Raw genomic sequence first — 15,722 nt, 5'->3', positions numbered from 1 at the left:
GTACAACTGCGCACGCTCGGGGCTATGCCAGGCCGACCACGCACCGAAACCCGATGTGGGTCGTCGCGGTGTCCTGCGATTGCGGTGACCGCGCGGCCGGCCGGTAGCGGTGGCAATACTCCGGCGCGCACAGGTGCGAACCGCCCTTCAACGTCTGGCTGACGCTCGGATCGGCGGGACCCGCTGGGGTGCAACAGGCTTTCGGCGGCCGATCGAGCCGGTGGTGCGCGGAAAACTCGGTGGCGGTCCACTCCCAGACGTTGCCGATCATGTCGACCAGTCCGAACCCGTTGGCCGGAAAGGTGCCCACGGGCGACGTTCCCACCCAGCCGAGCGCGCCGTCGTTGCGGTAGGGGAACTTGCCCTGCCAGGTGTTGGCCATCAGTTGACCGTCGGGGGCCGCCTCGTCGCCCCACGAGTAGGTGGTGGTGCTTCCGGCGCGGGCCGCATACTCCCACTCGGCCTCGGTCGGCAGCCGCCGCCCGGCCCAGCGCGCGTAGGCCGCGGCGTCGGGGTATGCCACCTGCACGACGGGGTGATCGGCGCGGTCCGCGACCTCGCTGTCCAGCCCGAACGGATGACGCCAGCTCGCGCCGGGCGCCCAGTCCCACCATTGCCGCCAGTCACGCAGATCGACCGGGCCCGGCGTCGGGCGGAAGACCATAGCGCCCGGACACAGGTCTTCGGGATCCGCGCCGGGGTACAGCGCCGGGTCGATCGGTTGCTCGGCGACCGTCACATAGCCTGTGGCGGCGACGAATTCGGCGAACTGCGCATTGGTCACCGGGTGCCGCTCTACCGCGAACGGACCCACGGTCACGGTATGGATCGGCGCCTCTTCCGGGTAAAAGCTCGTCGAACCCATGCGGAACGATCCACCCGGCAGGTCGACCAACTCGGTAAGCACCACTTCAGGGTATGACGACCCGCGCGGCCCGGTATCAGGCCTTCTTCGGCTGCTTTCGATCCCGGTTTCGCCACCATGCGACCAGGAACAGGGTCATCGCGGCGACCAGGCCGATCAACACCCACAGCACGATGGCTTGGTCGATCCACGAACCGAATGGTGGGCTGCCCGGCAGGATGTTGCGCAGCGGGACGATGGCGAACAGCATCGCGGCATACCACGTGATGAACGGTGGCAAGAACGAGGTCTTGCCCAAGGCCATGGGAATGGCCACCCATAATGCCAGCGCGGGCAGGGCGATGAGAACCAGGCAGATTCCAAAGTCGAAGATCAGCGGGCCCTTGGATCTGTGCAGGGTGATGATCACGTCGTCCTGGACATCCGGGCTGGAATCCTCGGGGTCATGCACGCGGGTGGCGGTCGCGTCCCAGCCGTCCAGCTTCCCGGTCACTTCGACACGGGCGGCTGTCTTTTCCCGGCTTTGGCCGGTACCGGTGAACACGTCGGCCGCGATCACCTCCGTCTTGTACGCGTCGAACGGCCAGTTACCGGGATCGCCGTGCGCCTCGATGGTGGTGCTGACTTGCGCCGGCGCCTTACCGACCGGGTACTGCAGGTCGCCCAGGTCGTTCTCCGGATACAGCCGCACGGCCGCGTCGGTGGTGAGCACCCCGAGGTTCTTGTCGTACAGCGAATCTTTCGGATAGACAAGAACATTCACGGTCAAGCGGTTTGCGACGGTATCCAGCTTCTCCAGACGCACCTGCACGACGCTGTCCTCGGCCTCGACCTTGCTCAGGTCCACCGCGGGCAGCGGAGGTGCCGACTTGGCCAACAGGTGCACGGCGATCAGGGATAGGACGTAGACAACGATGATGGCCACGAGAATCGCGAAAGCGACCGCGATTTGCCGCCCTCGCTCCCCGGGCGGCGCCGGCGGCGGAGCCTCAGTAGTCATTGGTCATCCTCCAGTACAGAAGCCCTGCGGTAGCTGGGTGGTCAGATGCTAGCAGCGGATCGCCTTGAGAGGACGGCTTTTCACGCGATGACCACAAGGACGATCCTTGCGTTCGCGCGTGCCGGCCACGCCCGGAACCCGCACACCGGGCGCGCCGGCAGTTCAGTCACGCGAAAATGCAAGCGCGAGTTCTTTTTCCACGTCCTCGTAAGGCCTGCCCGAAAAGTCGACGGTGACCTCGGCGATGGTGCCGCCGGTGAACGTGAACGGCGCCTTGTAGCGGTTCGATACTCCCGAACCGCCGTTGCGCCCGACGGTGATGCCCGCCCCCGCCAACCCGAACGTTCCGGGGTGTGTCAGCACGTCTACCAGCGTGCCGACCGCCTCGTCGTCGACGAACAGCGTGAGGTCACCGAGCGGCGTGTGGCTGTTCTCCACCGTGCCCGTCCGCGAATAGGTAACGCCGAACACGTGTCTGCCCAACGGCGCCGGCCCGGACGAGGAAACCAGCTGCTGGCGCTCACCGAGGAAGTTGTAGACGTAGTTCAGGCGTCCGTCCTGGATGAACAGCACGTGCCCGCCGTGGGCGCCGCCCTGCTTGAACAACACACCTTCGGCGCCGGTGGTATCGACGGTCACGTCGGCCAGCACCGAGAACGACCGGCCGCGGATCTCGGCGGCGGCGCCGACGCCGACGTCGGCGCAGTCGGGATAGTAGACGTAGCTGGGTCGTTCGCCGACCAAGTAGGGCCTCGAGCGCATCATCGTTTCCACGATGTTCAGGTCCGACAGCGGCAGACCGTTGTATTTGGCCGCCTCGGCGAACCACAGCGCCTTGAGTTCCTCGAGTTTGTCGGGGTGTTCGGCGGCCAGGTCGTGGCATTGGCTGCGGTCGGCCTCGATGTGGTAAAGCTCCCAGCGGTCGGCCTCGAAGTGCGACCAGCCGGCCGGTGTGGCCGCATGGATGGTGTTGGCGAACCAGCCCTCATGCCAGATCCCGCGGGTGCCCAGCATGGTGTAGAACTGGGTGTGCTTGCCGGTGTCGGCGTTCGGATCTTCAAGGGCCGCTTTGAAACTCACGCCGTCCAGCGGTTTCTGCGGGATGCCCTTGACGGTTTCCGGTGGGGTAATGCCCAGCAGGTCGTAGACGGTCGGCGTGATGTCGCAGACATTGACGTAGTTGTCGCGGACCTCGCCGTGGGCCGCAATTCCGTTGGACCACGCGATGATTGCCGTGTCGGCGATACCGCCCTCGTGGGAGGCATAGCGCTTGTAGAGCTTGTAGGGCGTGTTGAAGGCCATCGCCCAGCCGATCGGGTAATGGTTGTAGGTCTCCGGCCCGCCGAGCTGGTTGAACAGCTTCATGCTCTCTTCGACGGTGTCGATGTAGCCGTTGAAGAACTTGCCTTCGTTCACCGATCCGTTGGGCCCGCCCTCACCGCTGGCGCCGTTGTCAGAGATCACCACGATGATGGTGTTGTCCAGCTGACCGGATTCCTCGAGATAATCCAGGATGCGGCCGATCTGGGCGTCGGTGTAGCTCAGGAAGCCGGCGAATACCTCGGCCATCCGGCTAAACAGCTTCTTCTCTTCGTCGCCCAGCGAGTCCCAGGGCCGCACCGTGTCCAGCAGCGGCCAGGGCTCGCCCTGCGGTCCCGTGACGTCCGCATACGGGTTGACGGGCGACAGCTCGGTGTCCGGCGGGACGATCCCCAGCGACTTCTGCTTTTCCAACACGATCTCGCGGTAACGCTCGTAACCCATGTCGAACCGGCCCGCATATTTGTCCGCCCACTCCTTGAAGACGTGATGCGGCGCGTGGCCGGCGCCGGGGCACACATAGCTGAACCATGGTTTGTCCGGCGCGATCACCTTGGCGTCGCGAATGAATTCGATTGTCTTGTCGGCGATGTCCTTCGAAAGGTGGTAGCCGTCTTCCGGTGTGCCCGGCGGGTTTACCGGGTGGTTGTCGTACACCAGGTCGGGATACCACTGGTCGGTCTCGCCGCCCATGAAGCCGTAGAAGCGCTCGAAGCCGCGCGAGGTTGGCCAATGCCGTTTTGTCGACGCCAGATTGGCCTCTTCGAGTGGTGTCAGGTGCCACTTGCCGACACAGTAAGTGTTGTAACCGGATTCGGCGAGCACCTCGGAGATCAGCGCGGTGTCGGCCGGGATCCGTCCGTTGCAGTTCGGGAACCCGTCGGTGAATTCCTCGATGGTGGCCATGCCGACGGTGGTGGCGTTGCGACCGGTCAGCAAGGATGCCCTGGTCGGTGAGCACAGTGCGGTGGTGTGAAACTGCGACAATCGCACGCCGCGCTCGGCGATCCGGGTCATGGCGGGCATCTCGACCAGGCCGCCGAAGCAGTCCCAGGTGGCGATGCCGGTGTCGTCCCAGACGAGGTAGAGGACGTTCGGTGCGTTCTCCGGCGCGGTCGGTGCGGCGTATGGGCCCCAGTCCGGCTCCGAGTCGCGAATGTCGAGCTCGATCGTGCCCTGAAATTCCGTCGATTCTGCCGCCATCGTCAGCCTTCATCTCGTCGTGGACGTCCAGCCGAACGTCGCGTGCAGATTACACCCGCGGTCAGGCCAAACAGCAAAATCGCCCGAAACCTCCTGGTTCCGGGCGATTTTTACTGTTTGAGGCTACTGGCAGGCCACCTGGCCGTTACTTCGCCTCTACTTGGCCTTCTCCAAGATCTCGACCAACCGCCAGCGTTTGGTCGCCGACAGCGGACGAGTCTCCATCAGCGAGACGCGGTCGCCGATGCCGGCGGTGCTGTTCTCGTCGTGCGCCTTGACTTTCTTGGTGGTGCGAATGATCTTGCCGTACAGCGGGTGACGCATGCGGTCTTCCAGCTCGACCACGATGGTCTTTTCCATTTTGTCGCTCACCACATAACCGATACGCACCTTGCGCCGGCCGCGCTCCTTGGGAACGCGCGGAGTGTTCTTGGGGCCCTTGTCTTTTGACGCGGCATCCTTGGGAGCGGCCTTGGGCGCCGCCTTCGATGCGGTCTTGGCTTCTGCCATCACGATTCCTTGTTTCCGTCGGGCCCGGTCGCCAGGCCCAGTTCGCGTTCACGCAGCACGGTGTAGACGCGCGCGATTTCCCGACGCACCATGCGGAGCCGGCGGTTGTTGTTGAGCTGTCCGGTCGCCATCTGGAAGCGCAGGTTGAACAGCTCCTCCTTGGATTCGCGCAGGCGCTCGATCAGCTCCTCGTCGGTGAGCTCACGCAGTTCGCCAGGCGAAACTCCCACTGCCATCAGAACTGATCCTCTCGGGTCACGATGCGTGCCTTGATCGGCAACTTGTGGATCGCGCGGGTGAGCGCCGCCCGGGCCACCGATTCGTTGGGGTAGCTGAGCTCGAACAGCACCCGGCCCGGCTTGACGTTGACCACCCACCACTCCGGGGAGCCCTTACCCGAACCCATCCGGGTTTCGGCGGGCTTCTTGGTCAGCGGGCGGTCCGGGAAGACATTGATCCACACCTTGCCGCCACGCTTGATGTGCCGGTTGATGGCGATACGAGCCGACTCGATCTGCCGGTTGGTGACGTAGGCGTGCTCGAGCGCCTGGATGCCATAGTCGCCGAAGTTCACCTCCGTGCCACCGCTGGCGATGCCGCGCTGGCGGGGATGGTGCTGCTTGCGGTGCTTAACCTTGCGGGGAATCAACATGATTCAGCTCTCCGTGCTCTGCGGTTCGACGGCGGGCGCGGCGCCACCCTCTGCCGCCGTCGCTAAACTTTCCTCACCGCCCGCGGCCCGCCCAGCCTCGGTGCTGGTGGCCGTGGTTCCCGACGCGCCGCTGCGCCGCGGACGGGTGCCCGACGGCCGCTCGCGGCGCGGACGGTCGGCGCCCGCCGGCGCGGCGGCGGCCAATTCGCGCTTGCCGCCGACGATGTCGCCCTTGTAGATCCACACCTTCACGCCGATCCGGCCGAAGGTGGTCTTGGCCTCGTAGAGGCCATAGTCGATGTCGGCGCGCAGGGTGTGCAGCGGGACGCGGCCCTCGCGGTAGAACTCCGAGCGGCTCATCTCGGCGCCGCCGAGGCGGCCGGAGCACTGCACCCGGATGCCCTTGACGTTGGGTTGACGCATCGCCGACTGGATGGCCTTGCGCATCGCGCGGCGGAACGCCACCCGGTTGCTCAGCTGCTCGGCCACCCCCTGGGCGACCAATTGCGCTTGCGCCTCGGGGTTTTTGACCTCGAGAATGTTGAGCTGGACCTGCTTGCCGGTCAGCTTTTCCAGGTCGGCACGAATCCGGTCGGCCTCGGTGCCGCGGCGGCCGATGACGATCCCGGGACGGGCGGTGTGGATGTCCACGCGGACCCGGTCGCGGGTGCGCTCGATCTCCACGTCGGCGATACCCGCGCGCTCCAGCCCGGTGGACAGCAGCCGACGGATCGCGACGTCTTCCTTGACGTACTCGGCGTACTGCTTGTCGGCGTACCAGCGAGACTTCCAGTCCGTGGTGATGCCCAGCCGAAAGCCGTGCGGATTGATCTTCTGGCCCACTAGTCTGAGCCTCCCTTCGCTTCCGAAGTCTCAGCAGGTGCCGTGCCGGCTTCCGCGGATTTGGCCGGCGCCTTCTTGGCGGGCGCCTTCTTGGCCGCAGCGGATTTCGGGGAACCGGGTCCAGCCTTCGCCGCGGCCTTGCTGGCCTCGGCGCGACGGGCCCTCGCCGACTTCGCCGACCGCTCGTCCTTGGCCGGCCGGCTTTCCACCACGACCGTGATGTGGCTGGTGCGCCTGCGGATCCGGAACGCGCGGCCCTGGGCGCGCGGGCGGATCCGCTTGGCGGTCGGGCCCTCGTCGGCGTAGACCGTGGCGACCACCAGGGTCGACGGGTCCAGGCCGTTGTTGTTCTGCGCGTTGGCCGCGGCGCTGGCGATCACCTTGGCGACGGGCTCGCTGGCGGCCTGCGGCGCCCAGCGCAGGATGTCGAGCGCGTCGGCAACGGACCTGCCACGCACCAGATCGATCACGCGGCGAGCCTTTCTCGGCGACACCCGCACGAACCGGGCCTTGGCTGTTGCCGATGGGAACGCCGACGGAAACTCAGTTGTGGTCATCGGCGCTTGGCCTTCCGATCGTCCTTGATGTGCCCCTTGAAGGTGCGCGTCGGCGCGAACTCGCCGAGCTTGTGGCCCACCATGGCCTCGGTGACGAACACCGGGACGTGCTTGCGCCCGTCGTGCACGGCAAAGGTGTGGCCGATGAAGTCCGGAATGATCGTCGACCGACGCGACCAGGTCTTGATGACCTGCTTGCTGTTCTTCTCGTTCTGTACGTCGACCTTCTTGAGCAGGTGGTCGTCGACGAACGGACCCTTCTTCAGGCTGCGTGGCATCTGTGGCTGCTCCTAAGTCCCATTGCCCGGCTTCTCCTCATCGCTGCGCTTTGCATCGTCGCCGGGCTACCGCGAGTGCTTCTTGCCGGTGCGCCGGCGCCGGACGATGAGCTTGTTACTGGCCTTGTTGGGATGGCGGGTGCGGCCCTCGGGCTTGCCCCACGGGCTGACTGGGTGCCGCCCACCCGAGGTCTTACCCTCACCACCGCCGTGCGGGTGATCCACCGGGTTCATGACCACACCGCGGACCGACGGGCGCTTGCCCTTCCACCGCATGCGACCGGCCTTGCCCCAGTTGATGTTTGCCTGCTCGGCGTTGCCCACCTCGCCGACGGTTGCGCGGCAGCGCACGTCGACGCGGCGGATCTCGCCGCTGGGCATGCGCAGCGACGCGTAGGCGCCCTCCTTGCCCAACAGCTGGATGCTCGACCCGGCCGAGCGGGCCAGCTTGGCACCACCGCCCGGCCGCAGCTCCACCGCGTGGACCAGGGTGCCGGCGGGGATGTTGCGCAGCGGCAGGTTGTTGCCCGGCTTGATGTCGGCGTTGGCGCCCGACTCCACCACATCGCCCTGCGAAAGTCCTTGCGGGGCAATGATGTAGCGCTTCTCCCCGTCTAGGAAGTGGAGCAGCGCGATGTTGGCGGTGCGGTTCGGGTCGTACTCGATGTGCGCGACCTTCGCGTTGACGCCGTCCTTGTCGTTGCGGCGGAAGTCGATCACCCGGTAGGCCCGCTTGTGGCCGCCGCCCTTGTGACGGGTGGTGATCCGGCCGTGCGCATTGCGTCCACCATGACCGTGCAGCGGGCGCACCAACGACTTTTCCGGCTCCGAACGGGTGATCTCGGCGAAATCGGACACGCTGGCGCCGCGACGACCGGGCGTCGTGGGCTTGTACTTGCGAATTGCCATGTCTACTCAGGTCTTTCTCTCGCGCTCGGCTAGGCCGGCGCTCCGAACAGGTCGATCGGCTTGCTGCCCGGCGCCAGGGTGACGATGGCGCGCTTGGTGCTCTTGCGCTTACCGAATCCGGTCCGGGTGCGCTTGCGCTTGCCCTGCCGATTCGCGGTGTTCACCGATGCGACCTTGACGGAAAAGATCTTCTCGACGGCGATCTTGATCTGCGTCTTGTTCGAATCGGGGTGCACCACAAAGGTGTACACGTTGTCGTCGAGCAGCGCGTAGGACTTCTCGGAGATGACCGGCGCCAGGATGATGTCACGGGGATCGGTAACGGTCGCCATCAGGCCGAAACCTCCTCGTGGGAAGCGGTATTTGCGGCTATATAGGCATTGAGCGCCTCGACGGAAAACACCACGTCGTCGGAGCGCAGCACATCATAGGTGTTGAGCTGGTCGGGCGTCAGGACGTGCACGCCGGGCAGGTTGCGCACGCTTTTCACGCCCGTCTCGTCGCTGCGGCCGATGACCACCAGCACCTGCTTGCGATCCGTCAAGGTGCCCAGAAATGCCTTGGCGCTCTTGGTCGACGGCGTCTGGCCCGCGACCAGCTCGGTGACCGCGTGGATGCGCCCGTTGCGCGCCCGGTCGGATAGCGCCCCGCGCAACGCCGCGGCGATCATCTTCTTGGGCGTGCGCTGGCTGTAGTCGCGCGGCTTGGGGCCGTGCACGACGCCACCGCCGGTGAACTGCGGCGCGCGCGTCGAACCCTGCCGGGCGCGTCCGGTTCCCTTCTGGCGGTAAGGTTTGCGGCCACCGCCGCTGACGTCGCCACGCGTCTTGGTCGAGTGCGTGCCCTGGCGGGCCGCCGCCCGTTGCGCGGTGACCACCTGGTGCATCAGCGCGATATTGGCGGGGGCGTCGAACAATTCGGCCGGCAGCTCGATGGAGCCGTCGACCTTGCCGTCGGGCGTCTTCACCTCAATTTTCAGTGCCTTCTCGGCAGCCATCACTTCTCACCTCGTTTGATCGCACTGCGCACCATCACGAGTCCACCGGTGCGGCCGGGGATCGCGCCCTTGATCAGCAGCACGCCGTTCTCGGTATCGACCTTGTGCACCAACAGGTTCTGCACGGTCACCCGGTCGTTGCCCATGCGGCCGGCCATCCGGGTGCCCTTGAAGACCCGCGCCGGGGTGGCGCAGCCACCGATGGAACCCGGACGGCGGTGCACCGCCTGGGCGCCGTGGCTGGCGCCCTGACCGCGGAAACCGTGCCGCTTCATGGTGCCGGCGAAGCCCTTGCCCTTGGAGGTACCGGTCACGTCGACGTAGGTGGCATCGGCGAAGATCTCGGCCGTCAGCTCCTGGCCGACCTCGTACTCGGCAGCCGCGTCCGGGTTGTCCAGGCGCAGTTCGGCCAGGTACCGGCGCGGGTTGACGCCCGCGGCGGTGTACTGACCGGTCACCGGCTTGTTGACCTTGCGCGGACTGATCTCACCGTATGCCAGCTGCACGGCGCTGTAGCCGTCGCGCTCCGGCGTGCGGATGCGGGTCACCACGTTCGGCCCGGCCTTGACCACCGTCACCGGGACGACCCTGTTGTTTTCGTCGAATACCTGCGTCATGCCCAGCTTGGTACCGAGAATGCCCTTTCGCGCCATTGCTCTGGAATCTCCTACTGGATGTTGACGTCGACGCTGGCCGGAAGGTCGATGCGCATGAGTGCGTCGACGGTCTTCGGCGTGGGATCGAGGATGTCGATCAACCGCTTGTGCGTCCGCATTTCGAAGTGCTCCCGCGAGTCCTTGTACTTATGCGGAGAGCGGATGACGCAATACACGTTCTTCTCGGTCGGCAGCGGCACCGGACCTACGACGCTGGCACCCGTGCGAACGACGGTCTCGACGATCTTACGCGCCGATGCGTCGATGGCCTCATGGTCGTAGGCCTTAAGCCTGATGCGGATCTTCTGTCCCGCCACGCTTCTCCTACCCTCACTCCACTTAATGGTCCGTGTCCGGAACCTGGTGCCCCCGGCGCGCCAACTCGCCCGGCCCAACTGGGGCCGTTCGAGCGTCGCGCCGGATACTGCGCCGCTGTTTACCTGTCGTGGTCCACCGGTCCCCGCGGTCGGGTGTGTCACCCTTACGCAGCCTCGTTCGCGGCCGAAATTGGTCGCGCTCCAAGGATGGGACCGGACGCGCCCGTTTGGCGCTGGTCGTATGCCTGGCCAGGCGCAAACCTGGCGCAAGGCAACCCGAACAGTATGCCTCAGATCGTGGCCTGAACAAAATTAAGGCCAAATCTCGGGCAAACCGCCGACCCTCGGATTCACCGACCCGTTAACGCCCTAGTCAGGGATCATCTTGAGGGCTTGAGGGATGCGGTGGATTCGGCCGCCGCAATGCCAGCAGCTGATCGCAAGTTCACCCGGAATCGCATGGCGTCGCTGCGATCGCGCTCGTTGACGACGGCGCCGTCAACCATGCGTGTCGCAGATGCGGGGCACGGGCATCGATCACAGCAAAGGCGTCAATCGCCTACTTGGACATCAGTCGTCCGGCGTGCTGCCGGCCTCGCCGTTGGCGCCGACCGTGCCGGATTGCCCGAAGAGCCCGCCGATACCGAAAGTGCCGCCTCTACCACCAGCACCGCCGGTAGTGCCGACGCCGCCATCACCGCCGAGCCGCCGGCCCAACCGGCTGTATGAGCGGCAGTGCCGGCCGCTTCTGTGCCACCATCACCGAACACGCTTTGGGCTGCTCGAAGGTCAACTCGCAACTCGGCTCCCTGTTGGCCACAAAGTCGACCGTCAGCGGGTAGGTCTGTTCGGCCAGCGTTCTTGGTAGGGAAAACGGACCGGTCGATGGTTGCGGTATGCGAATGCACGCCTAGCCAAAAGGGCACACCGATAACGATGGCCCCCTCCTTGGAAAAGAAGGGGGCCATCGCCGTTGGTGGTCACCGGCTCGCAGCATCGGTGACCGCCGCCGGACTCAGAGCAGCTTCAGGAGGTTGGAAATCAGCAACCCCGCCTGGGATGCCACCACTGCGCCAAAGCTGCTCAAGATCGACGGAAGATTCGACACCAGCGACGGAAGGTTCTGCAGCAGTGAGGGCTTGAGGGATGCGGTGGATTCGGCCGCCGCAATGCCAGCAGCTGATCGCAAGTTCACCCGGAATCGCATGGCGTCGCTGCGATCGCGATCGTTGACGACGGCGCCGTCAACCATGCGTGTCGCAGATGCGGGGCACGGGGATCGATCACAGCAAAGGCGTCAATCGCCTACTTGGACATCAGTCGTCCGGCGTGCTGCCGGCCTCGCCGTTGGCGCCGATCGTGCCGGATTGCCCGAAGAGCCCGCCGATACCGAAAGTGCCGCCTCTACCACCAGCACCGCCGGTAGTGCCGACGCCGCCATCACCGCCGGCACCGCCGCTGCCGCCGTTACCGATCAGCATCCCGCTTATACCGCCAGTACCGCCCGCGCCGCCGGCACCGCCTCGACCAGACAACGTACCTGTGCCATCACCGCCCTGGCCGCCTTGACCGCCGGTGCCGCCGTTGCCGAACAGCCAGCCACCGAAGCCGCCATTGCCGCCGTGGCCACCGGGCTCACCGACAGCGATGCCCGCGCCGCCGACGCCGCCCATGCCGCCGGCGCCGCCGTCACCGAACAGCCAGCCCCCGGTGCCGCCGAGGCCGCCAGCACCACCCACGGATGTGGCGCTGGCCGCACCGATTCCGCCCGTGCCGCCGTTGCCGATCATCCCCGCCGAGCCGCCGGCCCAACCGGCTGTGTGAGCGGCAGTGCCGGCCGCTCCAGCGCCACCATCACCGAACAGGAAGCCGCCATCGCCGAGGTTGCCGGAGTACCCGAAACTACCGAACAACGTGGTGTTGGCGCCGGTGTAGTAGTTGACGCCATTGCCGATCAGATCGCGCCCGAACAGGTCGACAAACGGCGCGTTGACCGCCCCATCGACTTGCTGACCGATCGGACTGCCAATCCATGACTCGCCGGCCAGGTGAATCGTGTTATAGAACGCTTCGTACGCGCCGTAGATGAATTGGTTCGACGCAGCGGCAGGGTCATTCAGAACCGCGGCCGCAGACGCGCCCATGCCGCTGACGTCCAGGGCGGCGGTGCTCACATTAATGCCGTCGAACGCCGCAGCGCTGGAACCAATCCCGCTATTGATGCCCTCAAGAGCGGCCGTATGGATGCCTTCGAAAGCGGCGGCCCCCGCAGTAAGACCATCGATAGCAATCGAGCCCGCATTAATGCCCTCAAGGGCGGCCGCGGTGGCCGCACTGACGCCCTCCAGGGCGCCCTGGCTGACGGCCCCCATCACGGGGCCGACGATGGGGTCGATGATCATGTCGAGCACACCGGCGTGGGCGGGAGGCGCGGCGGCGATCGGGGTCATCGCGACAGTCAGAACAGCGCCGGCGGCCGTGCCCAGGCCGAGACGGCGCGCCGTCGTATCGCGCGACTGGTGATCCTGCCTCGTGCTGCGCTGCTTGCGTTTCATCTATGTGCCTTCCTGGTCATGACAACTCTGACGATGAACAAAAACTCACCTGAGAGGAATCCACTTTTTGTTTGCGATTGTTGTTTTGCCGTGTTGGCAGACGTGGAATGAGGTTTAGAACATCGAAAGGATGTTGAGCGCCATTGTTCCCAGATCGGCGGACAGTATTCCAGCAACGTCAGTCAGCATCGATGAAGCGAACGTGCCGCCGAGATCGCCCAGGCTGCCAAGATTACCGAAGCCAAGTTCGGCCAGACTATTCGTTGCGGCGGCCGCACCATTCGCTCCGGCATCAGCCCCTAGCCCAGTAGCGATGACCTGGGGAAGATAAATTAAAGCGGTCCAAAGTGCACCAAAATTGCCATATGGGAAAAGGTCGGTGCTCAGAAGCCCCGGGCTAGTGAAGGCGCCCTCATAGCCGTTGACGAGGGCATTCGTCATGGCGCCGGGAATGTTGACGAGGTTGCTTAGCGCCGCCAGTGGGTCGCCGCTCGTCGTCCCGTCGTAGACCGCTTGGAGGCTGTCGCCCAACGCGTACAGTGGGTTGTTTACGACATTGAGGATGTTGGCAAGGACGTTGTTGAGGACTAGCTCATTCCCCAGCACCGAGTTCAGGGAATTTGTGAGGTTTTGGGTCATGTCGCCCGGGATAGCCAGGATGGGGAAAAGTGATGGCCCGGGGACCTCGATTAGTGCGTTCATCGTACTAACAAAGCCCTGCATCCCTTGACTGATCTCACCAATCGAGATGTCGTGGAGCGCCTGCGCGAGGTCATACTGAAATCCGTACGCCTGAGCCCCAAAAACGTATTGAAACAATATATTCGCGGCAGTGTGGAATGACGAGGTGTAGATCTCGCCGTAAGACTGCAAATTGGCGCCGACCTGCTGCAAGATCGGGAAAGGGTCGGCGAGCCAGGCGTTGGCGATCGTCGAGAGATTGGTGCCCGCCTGCGAGAAGGTATCGATCCATGTCTGGATCGGGTTGACGATGTCGCTGGCGGCGCCTGTCGCGCCGGCGGGGTTAAGCGCCTCGCCCAGCAGGTCGGTCGGCAGATCGATTGTCCCGGCCCCGCCCATGACGCCGCTCGGCACACCGGAGAATAGGTCCATAATGCTGTCCTCGGCGGCGGCGAGGTCGATGGCGAGCTCGCTCCCCGGGAGTAAATGTTGGGCGACATGAAAGCCGGGTAAGTGCTGGGTCATCGGTCCCGCGGCGATGACAGCGGCGCCGACCAAGGCGACACTTGCGCTGATGTAGGGGCGGGCTGCGAGGTCCACGACCATCTCCTTTGTCGGTTGTCGAATGCGGGTCAGCAGAACGTAGCTGAGACAAACCTCGATTTCGTGCGGCTTTGGGCTGGACGGTGGAATTTGGTCGCTGGGAGCTGGCATTCCGCAAACTTAGCTGAGTGAAGTAACCTCAGCTTAAAAAATTTTTTTTAGCCTGGAGTTAACCCCCCCCCCGAATTTTAGTTCAAGGCGAAACTACCGGCGGACAACCGGCAAGCTTTGTTTGCCCTACTCTGCTGGGATTCGGGAGCTCTCCGTCCGACGGCTACGCCGAAGCGGCGCATGAGACGCCGACTATTTCGTAACTGGCTACTCCGACCTGTTCGGAGCTGCGAGCTTTGGTCGACACAATCCGTTCCCCCGCGCCCGCTACGTTCGCCGAACCCCTATCGATGCCGAGCGCTCGTAGATAGCTGCCCGAAGCGTGAGACGATCGATGCCCACCAGGCACTATCGACAGCCGGGCCGCCGCGACACATCTAATGACTTCCAGCGATGATCGTCACACCCGCCAAAGCGGAAGGAAGCTGGGCTATCTGGACCCCGGCACGCCGTCGACTGCTGCAATGACATGTGGAGACGCAGCACCGGAGGATCCCGTCCTCAAGGGGAATTCGAATGCCGGCAGTCACCGCTCACGGCGATTCAGCGAGCTTCTTCACCCGCGGATCGACCGGACGGCCGGTTTTCTTGCTGGCGCTCACGGCGGCCTTGGCGGCGGCCTTGCGCACGGCGAGGCTACGCACCGGCGCCTTGCCGGCCACCGGCGTATTCTGCGTCGTCGCCACGCTCGCCTCCTATCCAGCCGCGCCCAAGACCGCGTGCTCGGCGATCATCTGCACGATGTCGGAATCATCCTTGGTCGCCAGTGTAGATCCGACCAGTGTGTCCAGCAGTTTCCAGCCCAACTCGGCTTGTGCATCATCGGCGCTGAACGTGCGCTCGAAAGCCCACGTGGTGCGCCGCCACCACTCGCTGCGCCGATCCGCGCGATTCTTCTGCTGCCACGTGACAATGACACCGATCGCGGCCAAGCCGCCCACGATCAACGTCACCCACGCCTGTGCGGGCACGGCACCCCCGTATCAAGTTCGCGCGGCTCGGCGCGCACCACGTCGAGCAGATCGGCCGCGTTCGCGAAAGTGTTAGACCACGTCTGGACGACCAGATTGTCGGCGAGGCTGGCGGACACCGCGGCCGCACTGGCTCCGTTGGCGAGCGATGCGAGCTGACTCTCCACGCCGGAAAATAGGTCCAGCGCGCTGGCGGTGTCGGTGAGGTTGATATTGGCGACGCTCACCCGGGAGAGCTGTTGGGTCAGGTGGAGGTCGGGTAGGTGTTGGGCCATGGGGCCGGCGGCGAGGACAGCGGCGCTGGCCAGGGCGGCTGCGGCGGTGATGTGGGAGCGGGCTGCGAGGTCCACGACCATCTTCTTAAAATCTGGTATTCGGATGCGATGGTCAGAACGTAGCTGAGACGAACTTCGATTTCGGGCGGCTTTGGACCGAGCAGTAGAATTTAGTCGCTGGGACCTGGCATTTAGCAAACTTAGCTGTGTCAAGTAACCTTAGTTTGAAGGAATTTTTTCAGCCTGGAGTTAACCTCCCCACCGAATTTTAGTTCAAGCCAAAACTACCCGAGTGCAGCGCTTAGCACATATTTGCCATACCCTTGCAGGGCAACCTGCAAACCCTCCCTCCGAACTCCGGGTGCCACCACCTGAGCGCCGTTACCACCCGGGCTTAAACCCATTGAGCCGACCGGTGA

The 15,722-nt window shown here is 64.8% G+C and carries 20 protein-coding genes and 1 pseudogene; all 21 read right to left on the bottom strand.

Annotated features, from left to right (window positions below; all coding sequences use genetic code 11):
• Positions 1 to 22: 22 nt before the first annotated feature.
• The 21 genes and pseudogenes from K3U93_RS04420 to K3U93_RS04320 all read right to left on the bottom strand — a co-directional run bounded on the left by K3U93_RS04420 (position 23) and on the right by K3U93_RS04320 (position 15,378).
• On the bottom strand, positions 23 to 907 hold the full coding sequence (locus tag K3U93_RS04420) for a formylglycine-generating enzyme family protein (RefSeq protein WP_071511758.1): 885 nt from the start codon (positions 905 to 907) through the stop codon (positions 23 to 25).
• A gap of 34 nt (positions 908 to 941) precedes the next feature.
• Positions 942 to 1,865 (bottom strand): DUF4436 domain-containing protein, encoded by a 924-nt coding sequence (locus K3U93_RS04415; RefSeq protein WP_071511654.1) that lies wholly within the window; start codon positions 1,863 to 1,865, stop codon positions 942 to 944.
• 162 nt (positions 1,866 to 2,027) lie between these two features.
• Entirely contained in the window at positions 2,028 to 4,388 is a 2,361-nt protein-coding gene (locus K3U93_RS04410; protein ID WP_071511653.1) for an arylsulfatase, read from the bottom strand.
• A 156-nt stretch (positions 4,389 to 4,544) separates the two neighbouring features.
• Positions 4,545 to 4,901: a 30S ribosomal protein S17 gene (rpsQ, locus tag K3U93_RS04405; RefSeq protein WP_139796764.1), complete on the bottom strand. Its 357-nt coding sequence runs from the start codon at positions 4,899 to 4,901 to the stop codon at positions 4,545 to 4,547.
• The gene (rpmC, locus tag K3U93_RS04400; protein WP_071511651.1) at positions 4,898 to 5,134 is read right to left on the bottom strand and encodes a 50S ribosomal protein L29; all 237 of its coding nucleotides are present in this window, start codon (positions 5,132 to 5,134) and stop codon (positions 4,898 to 4,900) included. Before rpmC ends, rpsQ begins: the two co-directional genes overlap by 4 nt.
• On the bottom strand, positions 5,134 to 5,550 hold the full coding sequence (rplP, locus tag K3U93_RS04395; protein WP_071511650.1) for a 50S ribosomal protein L16: 417 nt from the start codon (positions 5,548 to 5,550) through the stop codon (positions 5,134 to 5,136). The genes rpmC and rplP overlap by 1 nt, the downstream gene beginning before the upstream one ends.
• A gap of 3 nt (positions 5,551 to 5,553) precedes the next feature.
• Positions 5,554 to 6,393, bottom strand: a complete 840-nt coding sequence (gene rpsC, locus K3U93_RS04390; RefSeq protein WP_071511649.1) for a 30S ribosomal protein S3 — start codon at positions 6,391 to 6,393, stop codon at positions 5,554 to 5,556.
• Positions 6,393 to 6,950 carry a 50S ribosomal protein L22 gene (gene rplV / locus K3U93_RS04385; RefSeq protein ID WP_071511648.1) on the bottom strand — a complete coding sequence of 186 codons (558 nt, stop codon included), beginning with the start codon at positions 6,948 to 6,950 and terminating at the stop codon, positions 6,393 to 6,395. Before rplV ends, rpsC begins: the two co-directional genes overlap by 1 nt.
• Complete coding sequence (gene rpsS, locus K3U93_RS04380; protein WP_025738376.1) at positions 6,947 to 7,228, bottom strand: 30S ribosomal protein S19; 282 nt, start codon at positions 7,226 to 7,228, stop codon at positions 6,947 to 6,949. Before rpsS ends, rplV begins: the two co-directional genes overlap by 4 nt.
• Before the next feature lie 66 nt (positions 7,229 to 7,294).
• Positions 7,295 to 8,137, bottom strand: coding sequence for a 50S ribosomal protein L2 (rplB, locus tag K3U93_RS04375; RefSeq protein ID WP_071511647.1), 843 nt, complete (start codon positions 8,135 to 8,137; stop codon positions 7,295 to 7,297).
• A 29-nt stretch (positions 8,138 to 8,166) separates the two neighbouring features.
• A complete protein-coding gene (gene rplW / locus K3U93_RS04370; protein WP_071511646.1) occupies positions 8,167 to 8,469 on the bottom strand; it encodes a 50S ribosomal protein L23 in 303 nt (100 codons plus the stop codon).
• Positions 8,469 to 9,134 carry a 50S ribosomal protein L4 gene (gene rplD / locus K3U93_RS04365; protein ID WP_071511645.1) on the bottom strand — a complete coding sequence of 222 codons (666 nt, stop codon included), beginning with the start codon at positions 9,132 to 9,134 and terminating at the stop codon, positions 8,469 to 8,471. The genes rplW and rplD overlap by 1 nt, the downstream gene beginning before the upstream one ends.
• A complete protein-coding gene (rplC, locus tag K3U93_RS04360) occupies positions 9,134 to 9,787 on the bottom strand; it encodes a 50S ribosomal protein L3 (RefSeq protein WP_071511644.1) in 654 nt (217 codons plus the stop codon). The genes rplD and rplC overlap by 1 nt, the downstream gene beginning before the upstream one ends.
• 14 nt (positions 9,788 to 9,801) lie before the next feature.
• Positions 9,802 to 10,107: a 30S ribosomal protein S10 gene (rpsJ, locus tag K3U93_RS04355; protein WP_003873519.1), complete on the bottom strand. Its 306-nt coding sequence runs from the start codon at positions 10,105 to 10,107 to the stop codon at positions 9,802 to 9,804.
• A gap of 570 nt (positions 10,108 to 10,677) precedes the next feature.
• Entirely contained in the window at positions 10,678 to 10,824 is a 147-nt protein-coding gene (locus tag K3U93_RS04350) for a hypothetical protein (protein ID WP_220688620.1), read from the bottom strand.
• A gap of 298 nt (positions 10,825 to 11,122) precedes the next feature.
• Positions 11,123 to 11,359, bottom strand: a complete 237-nt coding sequence (locus K3U93_RS04345) for a hypothetical protein (RefSeq protein ID WP_083009402.1) — start codon at positions 11,357 to 11,359, stop codon at positions 11,123 to 11,125.
• 64 nt (positions 11,360 to 11,423) lie between these two features.
• Positions 11,424 to 11,933 (bottom strand): annotated as a pseudogene (locus tag K3U93_RS25585) (PE family protein); the annotation flags it as partial.
• Between the two features lie 843 nt (positions 11,934 to 12,776).
• The gene (locus K3U93_RS04335) at positions 12,777 to 13,949 is read right to left on the bottom strand and encodes a hypothetical protein (protein ID WP_071511641.1); all 1,173 of its coding nucleotides are present in this window, start codon (positions 13,947 to 13,949) and stop codon (positions 12,777 to 12,779) included.
• 641 nt (positions 13,950 to 14,590) lie between these two features.
• On the bottom strand, positions 14,591 to 14,743 hold the full coding sequence (locus K3U93_RS04330) for a hypothetical protein (RefSeq protein WP_176219880.1): 153 nt from the start codon (positions 14,741 to 14,743) through the stop codon (positions 14,591 to 14,593).
• Positions 14,744 to 14,752: 9 nt separating this feature from the next.
• A complete protein-coding gene (locus tag K3U93_RS04325; protein WP_071511640.1) occupies positions 14,753 to 15,028 on the bottom strand; it encodes a hypothetical protein in 276 nt (91 codons plus the stop codon).
• Complete coding sequence (locus K3U93_RS04320) at positions 15,007 to 15,378, bottom strand: hypothetical protein (protein ID WP_139796761.1); 372 nt, start codon at positions 15,376 to 15,378, stop codon at positions 15,007 to 15,009. Before K3U93_RS04320 ends, K3U93_RS04325 begins: the two co-directional genes overlap by 22 nt.
• Positions 15,379 to 15,722: the final 344 nt, after the last annotated feature.

It is taken from the genome of Mycobacterium malmoense (assembly GCF_019645855.1).
GTDB lineage: Bacteria > Actinomycetota > Actinomycetes > Mycobacteriales > Mycobacteriaceae > Mycobacterium > Mycobacterium malmoense.
This window is presented reverse-complemented; position numbering and strand designations above follow the sequence as displayed.